Origin of the sequence: Anaerovibrio slackiae (assembly GCF_009695585.1) — a bacterium.
Lineage (GTDB): Bacteria > Bacillota > Negativicutes > Selenomonadales > Selenomonadaceae > Anaerovibrio > Anaerovibrio slackiae.
Window position 1 is genome coordinate 152,555 of record NZ_VUNR01000001.1, and the last position, 18,312, is coordinate 170,866.

15 protein-coding genes are annotated in these 18,312 nt (G+C 52.3%); 14 read left to right on the forward strand and 1 reads right to left on the reverse strand.

Translation table 11 applies throughout. The features are described 5' to 3' along the window. Nucleotides 1-162: 162 nt before the first annotated feature. A complete protein-coding gene (locus tag FYJ84_RS00735; protein WP_154405124.1) occupies nt 163-456 on the reverse strand; it encodes a hypothetical protein in 294 nt (97 codons plus the stop codon). 146 nt (nt 457-602) lie between these two features. On the opposite strand from FYJ84_RS00735, the gene FYJ84_RS00740 reads away from it, so the two are divergent. The 14 genes from FYJ84_RS00740 (at nt 603) to lepB (ending at nt 18,198) form a co-directional block, all read left to right on the forward strand. After that, on the forward strand, nt 603-1,625 hold the full coding sequence (locus tag FYJ84_RS00740) for a DHH family phosphoesterase (protein ID WP_154405126.1): 1,023 nt from the start codon (nt 603-605) through the stop codon (nt 1,623-1,625). 172 nt (nt 1,626-1,797) lie between these two features. Continuing rightward, nucleotides 1,798-2,943, forward strand: a complete 1,146-nt coding sequence (locus tag FYJ84_RS00745) for an exonuclease SbcCD subunit D (RefSeq protein ID WP_205764024.1) — start codon at nt 1,798-1,800, stop codon at nt 2,941-2,943. Next, nucleotides 2,930-5,584: an AAA family ATPase gene (locus tag FYJ84_RS00750; RefSeq protein WP_154405130.1), complete on the forward strand. Its 2,655-nt coding sequence runs from the start codon at nt 2,930-2,932 to the stop codon at nt 5,582-5,584. The genes FYJ84_RS00745 and FYJ84_RS00750 overlap by 14 nt, the downstream gene beginning before the upstream one ends. Before the next feature lie 144 nt (nt 5,585-5,728). Continuing rightward, nucleotides 5,729-7,882 carry a chemotaxis protein CheA gene (locus tag FYJ84_RS00755; RefSeq protein ID WP_328596298.1) on the forward strand — a complete coding sequence of 718 codons (2,154 nt, stop codon included), beginning with the start codon at nt 5,729-5,731 and terminating at the stop codon, nt 7,880-7,882. Nucleotides 7,883-7,898: 16 nt separating this feature from the next. Next, entirely contained in the window at nt 7,899-8,438 is a 540-nt protein-coding gene (locus FYJ84_RS00760) for a chemotaxis protein CheW (protein ID WP_277008921.1), read from the forward strand. 84 nt (nt 8,439-8,522) lie between these two features. Beyond that, nucleotides 8,523-10,241 carry a methyl-accepting chemotaxis protein gene (locus tag FYJ84_RS00765; protein WP_154405132.1) on the forward strand — a complete coding sequence of 573 codons (1,719 nt, stop codon included), beginning with the start codon at nt 8,523-8,525 and terminating at the stop codon, nt 10,239-10,241. A gap of 45 nt (nt 10,242-10,286) precedes the next feature. Then, nucleotides 10,287-11,105, forward strand: a complete 819-nt coding sequence (locus FYJ84_RS00770; RefSeq protein WP_154405134.1) for a CheR family methyltransferase — start codon at nt 10,287-10,289, stop codon at nt 11,103-11,105. Nucleotides 11,106-11,114: 9 nt separating this feature from the next. Further along, nucleotides 11,115-12,572 (forward strand): chemotaxis protein CheB, encoded by a 1,458-nt coding sequence (locus FYJ84_RS14400; protein ID WP_205764025.1) that lies wholly within the window; start codon nt 11,115-11,117, stop codon nt 12,570-12,572. Nucleotides 12,573-12,574: 2 nt separating this feature from the next. Next, the gene (locus FYJ84_RS00785; protein ID WP_154405135.1) at nt 12,575-14,332 is read left to right on the forward strand and encodes a PAS domain-containing sensor histidine kinase; all 1,758 of its coding nucleotides are present in this window, start codon (nt 12,575-12,577) and stop codon (nt 14,330-14,332) included. A gap of 11 nt (nt 14,333-14,343) precedes the next feature. Beyond that, entirely contained in the window at nt 14,344-14,739 is a 396-nt protein-coding gene (locus FYJ84_RS00790; RefSeq protein ID WP_154405137.1) for a response regulator, read from the forward strand. A 123-nt stretch (nt 14,740-14,862) separates the two neighbouring features. Further along, entirely contained in the window at nt 14,863-15,948 is a 1,086-nt protein-coding gene (gene aroB / locus FYJ84_RS00795) for a 3-dehydroquinate synthase (RefSeq protein ID WP_154405139.1), read from the forward strand. A gap of 117 nt (nt 15,949-16,065) precedes the next feature. Beyond that, complete coding sequence (locus FYJ84_RS00800) at nt 16,066-16,974, forward strand: Rpn family recombination-promoting nuclease/putative transposase (RefSeq protein WP_154405141.1); 909 nt, start codon at nt 16,066-16,068, stop codon at nt 16,972-16,974. A 146-nt stretch (nt 16,975-17,120) separates the two neighbouring features. Beyond that, entirely contained in the window at nt 17,121-17,462 is a 342-nt protein-coding gene (gene rplS / locus FYJ84_RS00805) for a 50S ribosomal protein L19 (RefSeq protein ID WP_154405143.1), read from the forward strand. A gap of 214 nt (nt 17,463-17,676) precedes the next feature. After that, entirely contained in the window at nt 17,677-18,198 is a 522-nt protein-coding gene (gene lepB / locus FYJ84_RS00810) for a signal peptidase I (protein WP_154405145.1), read from the forward strand. Nucleotides 18,199-18,312: the final 114 nt, after the last annotated feature.

An 18,312-nucleotide genomic window follows, 5' to 3' on the forward strand; every position in this document is an offset into this window, starting at 1 on the left:
GCTGAAAATGCTTGTTAGCAGGCAAGCTGTACTAATGAAATGTCCATAGAAAAAGGGACTGTCCCCTTGCCAGGCCGGCTGGCGGCATAGAGCCGTTCAAGCCTGTCATGGGGGATAGTCCCTTTTTGGTGGTCTGTTTGCCGTTTCTAAGCTGACTGCTGCTTACTGGAGAGGTGGCAGATCCTTTACCCAGCCCCTGAAGGCGCGGATGATGTTGCCGGCAGGCATGGCATCCAGCTGCTCATCAGTCAGGTCAGGTGGAATCATCGGTGCCAGGGTAGCGGCAGCAGCCAGGAACTCCTCCAGGCTCATATCCCCCAGGGCAGGCTTTACTGTTTCATATGCTTCCTGTGGGCTTTTGGCAGCAGCCAGCTTCTGGAGCATCTCAGGGTTCTGCATAATCATGGCACCAATCTGCATAAACTTCTCAGGTATCATTAAATCACATTCCTTCATAAAATTTTCCTAACACAGTGATATTATAGCAAATATCTCTCTTTTTGGAAACATTTTTGGATTTTGGAAAAAATTTTAGTGCAGTAAAGGCGTAAGTAGATTATACTATATATTGTCAGATGGAAATTATACAGGGAGGTAGTTTCATGACGGAGCAGTTAAATGGGCTCTTGAGGGCGATTACTCATGAGCATGTATATATTCAGACCCACAATTTCCCGGACCCGGATGCCATAGCCTCCGCCTACGGGCTGCAGCAGCTTCTCAGGCACTGCGGCGTGGAGTCCACGGTGTGCTATCAGGGCAAGATTGAAAGGTTCAACACAAACTATATCATGGAAAAGCTGGGCATCAGCTTCAGCAGGCTGGTGGATATCAGTGATATCCTGCGGGAGGACGATGAGATTATCCTGATTGACTCACAGAAGTACAATGCCAATGTGGATGATACCAGGGGTGTAGAAATTGCCAGCATTGACCATCATCCCACATTTTTTGCGGCTGAGTACCGCTTTTCGGATATTCGCCCGGAGGTGGGTTCCTGTGCGGCGATTATTGCCAGCTATTTTTTTGAAAATGAGATTCCTATGGATGAGAAGACGGCATTGGTGCTGACCTTTGGCATCCGCAGCGATACGGCGAAGCTGTCTAGGGGGGTAAGCCAGCTGGATTTGGATATGCTCTCCAGATTGTTTGCCTTCTGCGACGGGGATACCATTTATTACCTGGAAAACTCGGAGCTGGAATTCAAGGATTTGGAGGCTTATGCCAAGGCCATAGAGAGCATAGAGCTGTACGACGGGGATACGGCCTTTGCTTTTGCCGGGGAAAACTGCCCGGAGGCATTGGTGGCATCAGTTTCGGATTTTATCTTGAGCCTTGTGGCGGTCAGCTTTTCGGTGGTGTATTCCAAGAAGGAAAAGGGGCTCAAGCTGTCAGTACGGTGCAGCAGCGGCCTGGATGCCGGTGTGATTACGGCAAGAGCCCTGGCAGGCTTTGGCAGCGGTGGCGGCCATCAGGTGATGGCAGGGGGCTTTGTGCCTTTTGATGGCAAGGATCTGCATCTGGCAAAGCTGATAACGGCTATCAAGGAGGCCTTTATCCAGCAGATTAAGCTTGCCAAGGTGAAAAAGAGCAATCTGTCAGAGTTGTATACGGATGGCGCATGATGTGGTGCAGCATGGGGCATTGCCGGTGGATGGCAGTACCCGTGCTGCGCTTTTTGCGTGCAGATTATTTGCATATTGCATCTGAAATGTTACATACATACATGTATATATATATCATCTATCCTAATCGTAATTGCAGTTGCAATCACAGTCAGTGAAAGGAGTGTGCGGTTTGAAGCTTTTGCATTTGGGGGATCTGCATCTGGGCAGGTCACTGGGGGATTTTGACTTGCTGGGGGAGCAGCGTTATATACTGGACGAGGTGCTCCGGCTGGCATATGAGCGGCAGGTGGATGGCGTGCTGCTGGCAGGGGATATTTACGACAGGTCTGTGCCCAGCGAGGGGGCGGTGCGGCTGCTGGATTATTTTCTGAACAGGCTGGCAGAGCGTGGGATAAAGGTGTTCATGATCAGCGGCAACCATGACTCGGATGAGCGGCTGAACTTCGGCAGCAGCTTCTTCGAGGCCAAGGGGATTTATATTGCTGCCAGGTATCAGGGGGAGCTTTACCACAGGTGCATTGACGGGGTGAATTTTTACCTTCTGCCCTTTGTGAAGGCGTCACAGGTGCGTCATTTTTTTCCTGATGAGGAAATTGAGAGCTATGACCAGGCGGTAAAGGTGATATTGCGGCATGCAGATATCAATCCTGAAGCCTGCAATGTGCTGGTGGCCCACCAGTTTGTAGCTGGCAGCAGCCTGCTGCCGGAGCTGGCAGGCTCGGAGAGCGTTGCCGTGCAGCAGGTGGGGCTGGTGGAGCAGATCGGGGCGGATAATTTTGCGCCTTTTGCCTACACGGCCCTGGGGCATATCCACAGGCCCCAGCAGGCAGGCGGGGAAAATGTGCGCTATGCAGGCTCCCCCTTGAAATACTCCCTGGGGGAGTGCAACGATGACAAGAGCGTGCCGCTTGTAGATATTGATGGGGCCGGCCATGTGGCAGTGGAATTGCTGCCCCTGAAGCCAAGGCGTGATTTGCGGCACCTGACCGGCAGGCTGGAGCAGCTGGTCAGCCGGGAGAACTTGCAGGATACAGATGATTATATCTACGTTACCTTGACGGATGAGGAGCCTCTGGACAACGCCATGGGGATTATTCAGGGCTACTATCCCAACGCCGTCAAGCTGGATTATCGCAATTCCCGTACCATGGCGCTGGAGCAGGAGGATGTGTTCCGGGCGGCGGAGCTGCGTTCCTTTGACGAGCTGGTGGGGGATTTTTACCGGCTGGTCTACGGACAGGAGATCAGCGAGGAAGAAATGGCGGTTATGCAGGAGATTGGTGCAAAGGCAGGTGTAGTGGATGAAGCCCATTAAGCTGGTTATCAGCGGCATCGGCCCCTATGGGGACAGGATGCCGGAGATAGATTTTCAGAGCTTTGATTTGAATATGCCGATTTTGATTGCCGGGGAAACAGGTGCCGGGAAGACCATGATTTTTGATGCCATCTGCTTCGCCCTCTTTGATGCTGCCAGCGGCAGCTACCGCAGCACGGACAGCCTGCGCAGCGAGTATGCCCCGCCGGGGACGGAGAGCTATGTGGAGTTTACTTTTGCCCATCAGGGCAGGATATATAGGATTTACCGCCAGCCCTCCTACATGCGCCCCCTGAAGCGAGGCACCGGCTTTAAGCTGGAAAAGGAGAAGGCGGTGCTTTATCCGGGAGATGATACGCCTATCGAGGGCATCAAGGCGGTCAATCAGGCGGTGCAGGAGCTTCTCCATGTGGATGAAAAGCAGTTCAAGCAGCTGGCCATGATTGCCCAGGGGGAGTTCTGGGGGCTTTTGAATGCCAAAACCGAGGAACGTACCGGCATTTTGCGGCACATCTTCATGACCGAGGGCTACAAGGCCATGGAATTGCAGCTGAGGGAACGCCGGGGAAAGGCGATTAAGGCGGCAGATGTGCTGGAAAGGAGCCTGATCCAGTATTTTTGTGATGCGGAGGCGGAGCCGGGCAGCCCACTGGCGGAGGAAATTAGCCAGCTGCAGGAACAGCTGCGAAAGAGCGGCGGCATTGGCAGCATAGAGGAAATGCTGTCCCTTCTGGACAGGGCCATAGAGGCGGACGTGCCGATGGAGGCGGAGCTGGCGGAGAAGCTTGCCGCCCTGCGGGAGGCCTTGCAGGAGCTGCAGAAGGATTTGGCACTGGCGGAGAACACTGAGCATAATCTCAAAAAATACAACGGGCTGGTAAAGGAGCTGGCAGGGCTCCGGGAGCGGCTGGCTGACTGCGAAAAGAGGGAACAGCAGATGGCGGAGGCAGAAAAGGCACTGCAGGAGAAAATCCGCAGCTTGCAGTCCGGCAGGGAGCAGCTTTCCAGCGTGCCTGAAAGGCTGGCGGCCTGCCAGCAGGAAATCAATGCCCTGAGGGAGCTGGCGGACAGGCTGGGTAATTTGCAGAGCCAGCAGGTGCCCAGGTACGGCAGGGCAAAAAAACGGCTGGCGGAGCTGCAGGAGGGGCTGGAGTCAGCCCAGTCCGCCCATGCCGCTGCCATGAGGGCAAGGCTGGATGGGGAGATGCAGCTTGAGAGGAACAGGGCAGGCATCCTGGCTCAAAAGCTGGTGGCAGGACAGCCCTGTCCTGTGTGCGGTGCTACTATGCATCCGTCTCCTGCGGAACTACCGGAAAAGGCGGTTACGGAGGCGGATGTAAAGAAATTGCAGCAGCAGGAGAAAAAGGCGGAGGCGGCGAGAAGCAGTGCAGCAGCGGAGGCGGCAGCAGCCCGGGCGGAGCTGGCCACCCTGGACAGCCAGATAGGGAGCTACATGCTGGAATGCCTGAAATCCGGCTGCTGGCTGGAGGCTGTGGCAAGGGGTGAGGCCTTTGCCATGGAAATTCCGGCAGAGGCAGGTCTCAGGCAGCTCTATGAGCTGGTGCAGCTGCAAGCAGGGCAGCTGGCAGCCCTGCTGCAAAAAAAGCGTGAGTCAGCTGCTGACCTTCAGAGCAGGGCAAAAAGGCTGCAGCAGGTGGAAAAGGAGCTGGCAGAAGCTTCCGGCAGGGACACGGAGGCATTGCAGCTAAAGAGGCAGAAGCTGCTCAAGGAGCGGGAGAATGCCAAGACTGCTGTCGCTGACCGGGAAGGCCAGAGGCAGCTATTGGAGCAGCTGGCACTTAAAATCGGCAACGGCGGTAGCAGCGGTAACAGTGGTAACGGTGGCAACAGTGGTAACGGCGGTAACAGTGGTAACGGCGGTAACAGTGGTAACGGTGGAAACGGCGGCAGCCGTGAAGCGGAGCTGGCAGAATACCGTGGCCAGCTGCAGCGAAAGATTTCTGAGAACAAGGTGCAGCAGCAGGAATGTCAGGAGGCACTGGGGCGCATCAGCCGCCGCCGGGAGAACAATCTCAGCCGCCGTGCCAAAATCGCAGAGCTGCAGGGGGAGTTTGCGGCTGCCAGGCATGAGGCGCACATCATGAGCAGGCTCTACAACCTGGTTAGCGGTCAGACCGGCAAGGGCAAGCTGACCTTGGAGCAGTATATTCAGGCGGCAGGCTTTGACAGCATTATCCGGGCTGCCAACAGGCGGCTGATACCTATGAGTGACGGGCAGTATGAGCTGTACCGGCAGGAGAAGGAGCTGGGGAACAAGAGCCATACCTATCTTGATTTGGAGGTGCTGGATAACTATACAGGGCGGCGCCGCCCTGTCAGGAACTTGTCCGGCGGCGAGAGCTTCAAGGCATCTCTGAGCCTGGCACTGGGCTTGTCTGACAAGGTATCCTCCGAGCTGGGAGGAATTTCCATGGATGCCCTGTTTATAGACGAGGGCTTCGGCACCCTGGACAAGAAATCCATTGAGAAGGCAATGGAAATCCTGCTGAAGCTTTCGGACAGCAACAAGCTGGTGGCGATTATCAGCCATCGTGAGGAGCTTATCGAGGCTGTTTCCCAGCAAATTCAGGTGACAAAAACGCGTAACGGCAGCTCCCTTGCTATTGAGCTGGGAAAATAAAAATTTTTTGACGAAAAAGCAGGATTTTTAAAACATATATTGAATCTATATAAGTGATAGTATGGTATTTTTGGACTAGTGCCTGTTTTTGATGTATAATGAAAAAGTGGGATATTAGTAATTTTTAGGATTGGGGATGATTGTGTGGCAGAACCTATGGTAGAAGTGTTCATCTACGAGACCAGACAGTTTTTGGAGCAGCTGGAACAGATTGCCCTGGGCAGTGAGGAAAACGGCGGCTTCAGTGTGGACGATGTAAATGAAATTTTTCGCGCCATGCATACGATAAAAGGCTCCGCGGCCATGATGATGTTCGATGAGGTGTCAACCCTGGCACACTCGGTAGAGGATATTTTCTACTATATCCGTGAGCTGCATCCGCAGAAGGTGGATGCCACAGCCATTACGGATATCGTGCTGAATGCGGTGGATTTTATCCGCATTGAGATGGACAAGCTGGATAATGGCGGTCAGCCGGACATGAGCAGCCAGGAGCTGAGGGATTATACCAAGAATTTCCTCAGGGAGATGAAAATAGCAAATGGCGATGACCCGGATATTGATCTCAGGAAGGCAAAGAATGCCAATGCCGCCAAGAAAAAGCCGAAGCAGTATTACATCGGTGCAGCCAAGACGCCGGAGCCCGGGGAGGCAGCGGCAGGGGAAGGCAAGAAGGAGGATGGCATCCATGTCTTTGCAGCCACTATCTTCTTTCAGGAAGGCTGCGAGATGGAGGAGGTCCGCGCCTTTGGGGTGCTGAACAACCTGAAGGAAAAGGTTATCGAAATCCATAACCTGCCGGAAAAGATTTTGGAGGACGATACAGCTGTTGATACCATCAAATCGCTGGGTTTCCGTATTTTCTTCACTACCAAAATGGATTATGATGAGGTGAAGAAGGAGCTTGACCAGACCATTTTCATGGAGAAGCTGGAGCTGAAGGAGCTAAGCAGCACGGCAGAGTGCGAATACTGGCCGACACCTGAGACAGTGGCAATCAACGCCATGGAAAACACGGAGCCTATCAAGCCTGAGCTGCCGCCTGTATCGGAAAGGCCGGAGCCGATGGCACCGCCGCCTCCGCCTGTAACCGGCAGCAGGACGCCTGTGCATCACGGGGAAGGAGCCCAGATGATCAGCGTCCGGGTGGACAAGCTGGACAAGCTGATGGATCTGGTGGGGGAGCTGGTTATTGCCGAGGCCATGGTTACCCAGAATCCTGACCTGGCCGGCCTTGAGCTGGACAATTTCCAGAAGGCTGCCAGGCAGCTGCACAAGATTAATGGGGAGCTGCAGGACAGCGTGATGGCACTGCGCATGGTGCCGCTGGAGGGTACCTTCAAGAAGATGAACCGCATCGTCCGGGATATGACCAAGAAGCTGGGCAAGAAGGCGCGGCTGGTGCTGGTTGGTGAGGAAACAGAGGTTGATAAGAACATCAATGAGCATATTTCTGACCCGCTCATGCACATTGTCAGGAATTCCATCGACCACGGCATTGAGATGCCGGAGGTGCGCCTGGATGCCGGCAAGCAGGAGATGGGAACCGTTACCCTGTCAGCAGAAAATGCCGGTGGCGAGGTAGTTATCAAAATCAAGGATGACGGTGGCGGCCTGAACAAGGAAAAAATCATGGAACGCGCCAGGAAGAACGGGCTTCTCACCAAGCCGGAGGCGGAATACACCGACAGGGAAATCTATTCCTTTATCTTTGCACCTGGCTTCTCCACCAAGGAGAAGGTGACGGAGTTTTCCGGCAGGGGCGTAGGCATGGATGTGGTTGTGTCCAACATTAAGACGCTGGGGGGCAATGTTGTGGTGGACAGCGAGTCGGGACAGGGCAGCACCACTACTATCAGGATACCTCTTACGCTGGCGATTATTGACGGCATGTCCGTCAGCGTGGGCGGTTCCAGCTTTACGATACCTATAACCAGCATCAGCCGTTCCTTCCGTCCGGAGGAGGGGCAGATTTTCCAGGACCCTGACGGGCAGGAGATGATTATGGTACAGGGCAAGTGCTGCCCTGTGGTGCGCCTCTATGATATGTACAAGATTGATGAGGCTATTACGGAGCCGTCAGAGGGGATTGTGCTGCTGCTGGAAGCAGGGGAGAAGACCTTTGGCGTGCTGGCAGACAAGCTGCTGGGGGTACAGGAAATCGTGGTAAAGCCTGTGCCGCAGTACATCAGCAAGCTGATGAATACAACCGGCATCAGCGGGTGCACCCTTTTGGGGGATGGCAGTATCAGCCTGATACTGGACCCGCAGATGCTGCATAATATGATTTATTCATAATTGGGGAGGGATTTGAGTGGAAGATGAGAAAAATCTCATGGAGGAAGAAGATACCCAGAAGGACAAATATCTGACCTTTTCCCTGGGGGATGAGGTTTACGGTATTGACATCAGGGTGGTTATTGAAATCATTGGCATTCAGAAGATTACCAATGTGCCAGAGGTGCCTGACTATGTACGGGGCATCATCAACCTGCGGGGCAAGATTATCCCGGTGGTGGATATGCGTCTACGGTTCAGGCGCGAGTACCGCGAGTACACGGACAGGACCTGCGTGATTGTGGTGGAAATCAATGGCGTGCTCATCGGACTTATTGTGGACGGTGTATCCGAGGTGCTGGACATTGCGGAGAAGAACGTGGTACCGCCGCCGGATTTGCGTGCTTCCCAGAATAAGTACATCAGGGGCATTGGCAAGCTGGAGTCAAGCGTTGTGCTGCTTCTGGACTGGGAAAAGCTGTTTTCCGAGGATGATCAGGAACTTCTGGGCGGTGCTGCCGGGGAGACGGCTGAACAGGCCGAGGATGGCAGCGGTGCTGGGGAAAAGCAGCCATAAAGGTGCATCCGGGGGGATGCAGCTGTCAAATCATAAACGCATGGATGCAGTAATTGTCCGGCGTATTGAGATAGAGGTGCAGATATGATGTTATTTAAGAATATGAAAATTGGAACCAAGCTGATGATATTCATGGTCATCATGGAGCTTTTGATTGTGGGCGTTGCTTATTATGGCATCACGGTAGCACGGGATACGGATGCAACCTACAGGGAGATTATGGCTGACGATGTGGCGGCCAGTGCCAATGCCTATGAGATGGGCATGCATTTCCAGCATGCCAGGGCAAATATGCTGCTGGTGCTGCGCAGTGATGATCCGGCAAAGAAGCAGGAATACACAGCTGCCATGGAGAAGAATCTGGATGAGGCAGATGAGTGCCTGAAGGTGCTGCAGCAGACTGCCAAGAGCGATCAGGCAAAGACTGAGATTGCAACCCTGACTACGGCATACAACAATTTCCGCCAGAGCACGGCCAGCTATCTCAGGCAGCAGGCTGTGCAGCCGCTGGAGTCAGGTGCAAGAACGGCTGTTGCCACCAACTATGTCAAGAATGATGAAGCCATTGCCGACAAGCTTCATGAGATTGCCGATATGGGTTACGATTCAGCCAAGAAGCGCGATATAGCTATCAGTGAGGAACTGGACAGGGATGTTATTGCTATCGTGATGGTGGCATTGGCAATGGTTCTGGCTTCTGCTGCTGCAGGTATTCTGTTTAACCGGGATGTGAAGAATCGCCTTATTCAGCTTAGCGAGTCTGCGGACAGGATTGCTGATGGCGATTTGGCAACCGAGGTTGTTACCAGCACCGGCGATGAGCTGGGGGATGCGGCTGCCAGCTTTGAAATCATGCGCCAGCGTGTTCGCGATGTATTGCTGGAAATCAATCATGGGGCGGACCAGGTGGCTGCCGGGGCACAGAACGTGTCCGACGCCAGCGTGGCTCTTTCCCAGGGTGCTTCCGAGCAGGCAGCTTCCGTGGAGCAGCTGTCAGCCTCTATTTCTGAGATTGCTTCTCAGACGGCAAGCAATGCCCAGAATGCGGAGAAGGCAAATGAGCTGACCGTAGGTACCAGGAACCGGGCTGAGATGGGCAACCAGGAGATGCAGGAAATGCTGGCTGCCATGGAGGAAATCAATGCTTCTTCCGTGAATATTTCCAAGATTATCAAGGTAATCGATGAGATTGCCTTCCAGACCAATATACTGGCACTGAATGCGGCTGTAGAGGCTGCCCGTGCCGGACAGCATGGCAAGGGCTTTGCCGTGGTAGCGGAGGAAGTGCGCAACCTGGCTGCCCGCAGTGCCAAGGCTGCCAAGGAGACCACGGATATGATTGAGGGCTCCATGGAGAAAGTGGAGGCAGGCCGCGGCATTGCCCACAAGACAGCCCAGGCACTGAGCGAGATTGTGGGGGATGTGGCTTCCGTAGCTGACATCGTGGCAAGCATTGCCAAGGCTTCCAATGAGCAGAAGCTTGCCCTGGAGCAGATCAATCAGGGCGTGCAGCAGGTATCCCAGGTAGTTCAGTCCAATTCCTCCACCTCCGAGGAGGCTGCTACTGCCAGCCAGCATCTCAGTGCTCAGGCTGACAGCATGAAGGCCAACGTGGGCAAGTTCAGGCTGGGAAGTGCCGGAAGCGGCTTTTTTAAGCCGGCGGCTGCGGCAAGTGCCCCTGCAAAGATGGATGCTATCCAGAAGCCTGTCCTCAATGAGTCAGGTGCCGTGAAGCCGGCACGGCCGGGGGTAAAGCCGAAGACCATTGCCCTGACTGATGATGAGGGCTTTGGCAAGTATTGACGCTTATGCAGCTTTTAGGGCTTGGAGAATGAGGGAGAGAGCTTTATGCAGGAGGCTTTATTTCAGCAGTATGCCCAGCTGGTTCAGCAGCATTTCGGCATACAGCTGCCATTGGAGAAGAAAGCACTGCTGGAATCGCGTTTGTTCAAGCTGCTCAATGAAAGGCATGGGCAGCCTGGCTTTGGCGATGAGAGGGAATTTCTGAATTATGTGCTGGAGGATGCGTCAGGGCAAGCCCTGACGCTGCTTTCAGAGGCCATTACCACCCATCATACGTTTTTTATGCGGGAGGCGGACCACTTTGACTTTTTTGGCAAGCAGGTTCTGCCTTATCTGGAGAGCTGCATAAGGGATGGTGATGTGCGCACCTGGTGTGCGGCTTGCTCTAGTGGTGAGGAGTCTTATACGCTGGCGATGATTATGGCGGATTTTTTCGCCCTGCGGGGGCCGGAATGGGAGACAACCCTGCTGGCAACGGATCTGTCCCAGGATATTCTGGATGTGGCAAGGTCCGGGGTTTATACGGGAGAGGCGGTCAGGAGCCTTCCGGCACAGTGGCAGGCGGAGTTTTTTCATCGCCTGCCTGATGGGAATTATCAGGTTTCCGACAGGCTGAAGCAAAAGGTGCTATACAGGAAGTTCAACCTGATGACGCCGGTTTTTCCTTTCAGGAAGCCCTTCCACGTCATCTTTTGCCGCAATGTGATGATTTATTTTGATACGCCCACCAGGGATGCCCTGGTGAGGAAGTTTTATGATTTTTTAGAGCCGGGAGGCTTTTTGTTTGTGGGCCACTCCGAAGTAATTGACAGGCAGTCGGCACCTTTTGAGTATGTGATGCCGTCCGTTTATCGAAAGAAGTGATCCTTTAGTATGGATGCAATAAAAGTTTTAATAGTTGATGACTCGATGTTTTTCCGGGAAGTGCTGGCCAGGGGGCTGAAGAACAGGCTGCCGTCTGGCAGTGCCATTGAGAAGGCAGGGGAGCCTTTTGCAGCCAGGGACAAGATTTTGTCCTTTGACCCGGATGTGATGATTTTGGACGTGGAAATGCCGAACATGAACGGCATTGAGTTTCTGCGCCGCCTGATCGTCCAGTACAACCTGCCGACGATTGTGTCAAGCTCCAGGCCTGCCTACAAGGCACTGGCCATGGAGGCAGGGGCTTTTGCGTTTATTGAGAAGCCATCCAGCACCCTGAGCAGCGGCAGCTACATGGATGATATGGCAGATATGGTAAAAAAGGCGCGGGAGCACGGCAGGCTGATGGTGGAACAGGCAAAGCAGGAGGCAGAGGCTGAGGAAGCCCAGCTGGCGCAGGTGGAGGAGCTGGTGAAGCAGGCTGATGCCAATCCGCCAAGGCCGCTGGCTTCCTATGAGCTACTGGCTGACAAAAAGCCGCCTGCCAGGTCCCTGACAGCCAGCTTTCCAGCCGAGGGCAGCAGCACCATCAGGATGGCAGAGGTGGTGCAGGAGGTGCCGAAAACAGCGGTTACAGCCCGGGCGGCGGTGGAGGCGGCAACTGCTACGGTGGCGTCCACTACAGCTATTGCCAATACCATGTCTGCTGCCAATGGCTTTGTTTATAATGGCAGCAGGATGAGTACGGACTCCTACAAGGAAACAATCGCTGCCAACATGAACAAGATCGTCAGCAATATGAAGCAGATGTCTGCCATGCGGGGCGAGGACAGGGAGCCGCCAAAGTCTGTGCCGATGAGTCAGATCAAGGTGCCTGTGCCTGGCAAGGCAGTGCAGCTGATAGCTATCGGAGCTTCTACCGGCGGTACGGAAGCATTGTCTGCGATTTTGAAGGCATTGCAGCCGCCCTTGCCGCCGATTGTGATTGTCCAGCATATACCGCCTATGTTTTCCAAGCTGTTTGCTGACAGGCTGAACAACGAGTGCCACATTTCCGTCAAGGAGGCGGAAAACGGTGACAGGCTGGAGAATAACTGGGCGTATGTGGCGCCAGGTGACAAGCAGATGATGGTAAAGAGGCTGGGGGACATGATGCAGCTGGATGTAAATCATGGTCCCAAGGTCAATGGGCATTGCCCGTCCGTGGATGTGCTGTTCAATTCCGTAGCGGAAAGAATCGGGGACAGGGCAATGGGCGTAATCCTGACAGGCATGGGGGATGATGGAGCAAGGGGGCTTCTGAAAATGCGGGAGGCAGGCTCTGTTACCCTGGGGCAGGATGAGGCAAGCTGTGTAGTATATGGTATGCCGCGGGCTGCTTATGAGAAGGGGGCTGTTTTGCAGCAGCTGCCTTTGTCCGGCATGGCCAGCATGATTACCAACGTAGCCAGGTATCAGGGGAGGCGTTAGTAGTGCATGTAGATACAGGAACCCCTTTTTCCTACGGGGATTTGGAAAGCGTTCTTGGCGGGCTGGGAGACGGCTTTGTGCTGACCAATGTGCAGGGCTTTATCACATATATGAACAAGGCTGCGGAAGCTATTTTTGAATGTAGCTATGAGCCTGGCAGCAGGATGCTGTTTGCTGATATATGCAGGCTGGTGAACCTGGAGACCAAGGAACGCTATTTTTGCCCGGTAGCAAGGGCAATCAAGGAAAACAGGACAGTGGGGCTGGGGAAAAATATAGGCATCATGCATGGTGATGTGCAGGTGTACCTGTCAGCTACCTGCTCGCCCCGTTATGATAAGGCAGGCAATATCATCGGCAGTACGTCGGTGTTTCGTGATATAACAAGGCTGCACGGGCTGGCAAGAAAAATGGAGAGCGACCAGTACTATATGCGCTCTGTATTCGAGGCTGCCAAGATAGGCATTTGCAGCTTGAGCATCAGGGGCGAGATTGTGGAGGTCAATGAGGCGGCACTGGAAACCCTGGGTGGAACCTATAACGATGCACTGGGGCAGCAGCTGGGGGATGTGTTCAAATGCGTAAACTGCATGCCCTATGGCTGCGGCAGGAGTGATAAGTGCAAGTTCTGCATTATCCGCAACAATATTGAGGCTGCCGTGCTGGATGACGGCTTTTCAGCCGAGTTCGTGGCGGCGGTGATTTCAAGGGTGACAGAGGAGCCCATCTGGCTGCAGTTTTTCCTGACGCAGGTGTGGAAGGAAAACGAGAAGCAGATTGTGCTGACCATGATAGATATTTCCAAGCGCAAGCAGCGGGAGAAGGAGCTTACCGAGGCACGGCGCATGGCGGAGGCTGCCAACAACACCAAGACCCAGTTCCTGGCCAATATGAGCCATGAAATCAGGACACCGATTAACGGCATGACTGGCATGATCAACCTGACCTTGCGCTCGCCCCTCAACGAGGAGCAGAGGGCGAATTTGCAGGCGGCAAAGCAGTGCTCCGAGGACTTGCTGAAAATCATCAACGATATCCTTGACTATGCCAAGCTGGAAAACGGCAAGATGGTCATAGAGAAGATTGACCTTGACCTGCATGTGCTGCTGAAAAGGGTTAGCGCCCTGCATGGGCAGGTGGCAGCAGGCAAGGGGCTGGAGTTTATTCCGCCTGATTGCAGTGATTTGCCGCAGTTTATTCAGGGGGATCCCCTGCGGCTCAGGCAGATACTGCACAATCTTTTGAATAATGCCCTGAAGTTTACAGCCAAGGGTTCCATTACCCTGGGGGCAAGGACTTTTAAGCGGGGCATCAAGAGCCTGCTGGAGTTCTTTGTGGAGGATACCGGCATCGGCATGACCATGGAGGCACAGGAAAAGCTGTTCAAGCCTTTCAGCCAGGTGGATGGCTCCACCACAAGGCGTTTTGGCGGCACAGGCCTTGGGCTGATGATTGTCAAGGAGCTGGTGACTGCCATGGATGGAGAAATCCATCTGGTATCCAAGCCGGGGGCAGGCAGCAGGTTTACCTTTACCATACCGCTGGTGCTGGCAGATAAGGCGGACACGGAGCTGAAGGACCAGTCAGTGTTTGTGAATCCTTATTGGGAGAAAAAGAAAAAATCCGGTTCTGAGCCGGAGGCGGAAAATACTCTGCCGAAGGAGCTGCATGTACCTGTCTTGGACGATGATGGGAATGAGGAGCCTGATGACGATATTCTTGATCTTTTAAAGTATTGCGAAGATAAGCTGAACAGCTAGGAGGAATAACAATGAAGATTTTAATAGCAGAGGATGACCGCATTAGCCGCAATTTCTTGCAGAAATTCATGCAGACCTATGGTGAGGTGGATGTGGCAGTTGACGGCATGGAAGCGGTTGACCTCTATATGGACTCTATAAAGAACAACAGCCCGTATGATTTGCTCTGCCTGGATATCATGATGCCGAAGGTGGACGGCCTGAAGGTGCTGAAGGTAATCCGCCAGCTGGAAAGGCAGAAGAATGTTGCGGATGAGGATCACCTGAAGATTATTATGATGACTGCCCTGGCAGATGTGGGGTATGTGGATGAGGCCTTCCGTCAGGGCTGTGATGCTTATGCCTCCAAGCCTGTGGATACGGACAAGGTGGAGAATGTCATGAGAAACCTGGGGCTGATTGAGTAAGGCTGCGGGGGCTTTGATGTGGTGTTATTTGGATTTTCATAGTGTTATCCGGAGTTATATAGAGTTATATAATGAGATGTTATATAGTGTTATGCAATGTGTTTTTAGAAAGATGGTTTTGACATGCGTATAGTACCTGTGGAGCTGGGGAAGGACAGCTACAATATTTATATTGGCAATGGCTTGGGAGAGAAAATAGCAGATTTTTGCCGTCAGGGCAGTTTTTCCGGCAAAGGGCTGATTATTACTGATACCAATGTGGGACCGTTGTATGGAGAGTGGCTTTCAGGCTTGCTGCGTCAGGGCGGCATTGAGGCGGAGGTTTACGAGATTGCTGCCGGTGAAAGCTCCAAGTCCCTGGCTGTGGCGGAGGATTTGTTTACCAGATGCATAGAGCTGGGGCTGGACAGGAAATCCCCGATTTTTGCCCTGGGAGGCGGCGTGGTTGGCGATTTGGCCGGCTTTGTGGCAGCTTCCTACATGCGGGGGGTGCCTTTTGTACAGGTGCCTACCAGCCTGCTGGCACAGGTTGATTCCAGCGTGGGTGGCAAGGTAGCGGTAAATCACCGGCTGGGCAAGAATCTGATTGGTGCTTTCTATCAGCCAAAGGCGGTATTTATGGACTTAAATACGCTGTCAACCCTGCCGAAGCGGGAGATTTACACGGGACTGGGCGAGATTATCAAATACGGCATTATTTATGATAATGATTTTTTCAGGTATCTTGAGGATAATCCGGAGCCGGTGCTGAGCCTTGACAACGAGGCGGCTCTGCACATGACGGCGCGTTCCTGTGAAATTAAGGCAGAGGTGGTCAGCCAGGACGAAAAGGAGCTGGGGCTGCGGGCGATTTTGAATTTTGGCCACACGGCGGCTCACGCCATCGAAAAGAACACTGGCTACACCAGGTATAACCATGGCGAGGCTGTGGGCATCGGCATGGTGTGCGCGGCACACATCAGCCAGGCACTGGGCATGATAGATGGTGCTTCGGTGGAGCGTGTCATCCGGCTTATTGAGGCATTGCATCTGCCAATCAGGGCAGAGGGCTGTACTGTTGACCAGCTCTATGGGGATATTTTCCACGACAAGAAGACCGTAGGCGGCAAGGTAAAGTGGATTTTGATGGATGGCAGCATTGGCACTGTCACTGGCAGGAACGATGTGCCAGAGGCTGTGGTGCGTGAAGCCATGGGGAAGATTGTATAATTGTATATGTGTTGATGGACAGGCTGTTACTATAATGTTTTTATTGGGTAGCAGCCTGTTTGTTTATAGCTTTATAATGAAGATGTTAGGGGAAGATAATAGCTAGGGGGATATGCTATGGGGGAAAAAGATATTGCACAGAAGAATTTTGAGGCATATAATGATGTTGTAGCCGATATCGTGAATGGCAGCCTTTTTGATGGCAGGGAGATTATCAAGGCGGACAGCCTGGTGGATGCTCAGCCCTTTTCTCAGTATAAGGCTGATGATGGCACGTTGCATGAGCAAGAGCGTGATGTGGCAAAATATTGCATGGATGTGAAGTGCAATGTTCGCCTGGCACTGATTGGCTTTGAAAACCAGATTGCTATAGATTGGGATATGCCTATAAGGGTTTTTGGCTATGATGGTGATTCCTATCGTGATGAGATGAATCAGGATAAGGTTGTAGCTGATGAGATTACTGGCAAAAAACGCAGGGTACGCAATAAGCGATATCCTGTCATAACGCTGGTGCTGTATTTTGGCAAAACTCCTTGGAAGAAGCCAATGAGCCTATATGATGTGGTTGAGGTGCCGGATATATTGAAGCCATTTGTTAATGATTTCAAAATAAATCTCATTGATGTTCCGAGGCTCACTCCTGAGCAGGTAAAGAAATATAAAGGTGATTTTCAGATTATTGCTGACTATTTTGTACAGATTAATAGCGGCAGGGAGTATATACCATCAACAAAAAAGATACAGCATACTGATAGCATGCTGAAGCTGATGTCGGTTTTGACCAAGGATATGCGCTACGCTGAAAGCATAGCAGATCATTCTTTTGAAACGGAGGGAACCAATATGTGTGAGGTACTGGATAGAATAGTGGCACAAGGTGAAGCAAGGGGCATGGAAAAAAACAGGATGGAAATGATTAACAACATGCTGAAGGAGAATATCAGCATCGAGGTTATTGCCAGAGTTGCCAAGATGACAGTTGAGCAGGTGGCAGCTATCAGCAAAAAGACGGCTGTTATTTGATGAGTATAGGATATTGTTAGCTGAAAATTTCTTGACAGGTCTTTCTTCTCTGTGATATTATATTGGGGTATTTGGGCGGTCCTCTGATCAAGGCTATATTAGAATCCAACACTTGGCACGAACGTCCGTAAAGAGGAGGAAATGAAATGAACATTATTCAGGAATTAGAGAAAGAACAGCTCAGAAGCGATATCCCGGCTTTCCAGCAGGGTGATACCGTAAACTGCCTGGTAAAGGTAGTGGAGGGTTCCCGTGAGCGTATCCAGGCTTTTGAGGGCGTTGTAATTGCGCGCTCCGGCTCCGGCGTTCGTGAGACTTTCACCGTTCGCAAGATTTCCTGCGGTATTGGTGTAGAGCGTACTTTCCCAGTACATTCCCCACGTTTGGAGAAGATTGAGGTTAAGCGTCGTGGCGTAGTTCGTCGTGCGAAGCTGTATTACATCCGTAACCTCACTGGTAAGGCTGCTCGTATCCGCGAGAAGCGTTAATTCCGGTAATTGTAGAGGCTGCCTTTTTGGTCAGCCTCTATTTTTCGTTACAGGCAGTTTCTGAAAAATAGCTGATAGTATTGTGGTATTGTGATATTATATTGTGGTATTATCATGTTGTTATGTCAGTATATATTATTATATGTTATTACTATATTACAGCATTGTGCTGATGTGACAGCAGCACAGCAAGAGAGAATGCAGAGGTGTTGGTATGGATAATTTAGGGGAAGAAATCAAGGATTGGGTAATATCCATTGTAATTGCCGTGGTGCTGGCAATGATTATTCGCAATTTTATCGTGGAGCCGTATCTGGTGGATGGCCCTTCTATGCGGCCTACCCTGGAAAATCAGCAGCGGCTGATTGTAAATAGGTTTATCTACCATCTCCGTGCGCCGGAGAAGGGGGAAATCCTGATTTTCAAGTATCCGAAGGATCAGAGCCGTGATTTTATCAAGCGTGTGATTGCCGTGCCGGGAGATACTATCGAAATCAAGGATGGCAACGTGTTTGTCAATGATGAGCTGCAGACTGAGAATTATATTCTCAGCAAATGCCGGGGGGATTATCCGAAGGTTACTATCCCGGAGGGGCATATCTTTGTGATGGGGGATAACCGCAATAACTCAGAGGACAGCCGCTTCCCGGATGTAGGCTTTGTGCCTTTTGATTTAATCAAGGGCAAGGCAATGGTGGTATTCTGGCCTTTTGCCGATATGAAGGTTTTGCCGTGAGCTGAGAACCAGATACAATAATTTCAGAAAAATAAAAGGTACTGTTATGGTGCTTCCCCACTGGGGAATGGGACATGACAGTACCTTTTTCATATGCATTTTTATCTTAATGTG

Bases quoted from the DNA above. Each gene is read 5' to 3' on its own strand.
- FYJ84_RS00800 (WP_154405141.1), top strand. From the start codon at position 16,066: ATGGGGGAAAAAGATATTGCACAGAAGAATTTTGAGGCATATAATGAT.
- aroB (WP_154405139.1), top strand. From the start codon at position 14,863: ATGCGTATAGTACCTGTGGAGCTGGGGAAGGACAGCTACAATATTTAT.
- FYJ84_RS14400 (WP_205764025.1), top strand. From the start codon at position 11,115: ATGGATGCAATAAAAGTTTTAATAGTTGATGACTCGATGTTTTTCCGG.
- lepB (WP_154405145.1), top strand. From the start codon at position 17,677: ATGGATAATTTAGGGGAAGAAATCAAGGATTGGGTAATATCCATTGTA.
- FYJ84_RS00740 (WP_154405126.1), top strand. From the start codon at position 603: ATGACGGAGCAGTTAAATGGGCTCTTGAGGGCGATTACTCATGAGCAT.
- FYJ84_RS00735 (WP_154405124.1), bottom strand. From the start codon at position 456: ATGAAGGAATGTGATTTAATGATACCTGAGAAGTTTATGCAGATTGGT.
- FYJ84_RS00790 (WP_154405137.1), top strand. From the start codon at position 14,344: ATGAAGATTTTAATAGCAGAGGATGACCGCATTAGCCGCAATTTCTTG.
- FYJ84_RS00770 (WP_154405134.1), top strand. From the start codon at position 10,287: ATGCAGGAGGCTTTATTTCAGCAGTATGCCCAGCTGGTTCAGCAGCAT.
- FYJ84_RS00765 (WP_154405132.1), top strand. From the start codon at position 8,523: ATGATGTTATTTAAGAATATGAAAATTGGAACCAAGCTGATGATATTC.
- FYJ84_RS00750 (WP_154405130.1), top strand. From the start codon at position 2,930: ATGAAGCCCATTAAGCTGGTTATCAGCGGCATCGGCCCCTATGGGGAC.
- rplS (WP_154405143.1), top strand. From the start codon at position 17,121: ATGAACATTATTCAGGAATTAGAGAAAGAACAGCTCAGAAGCGATATC.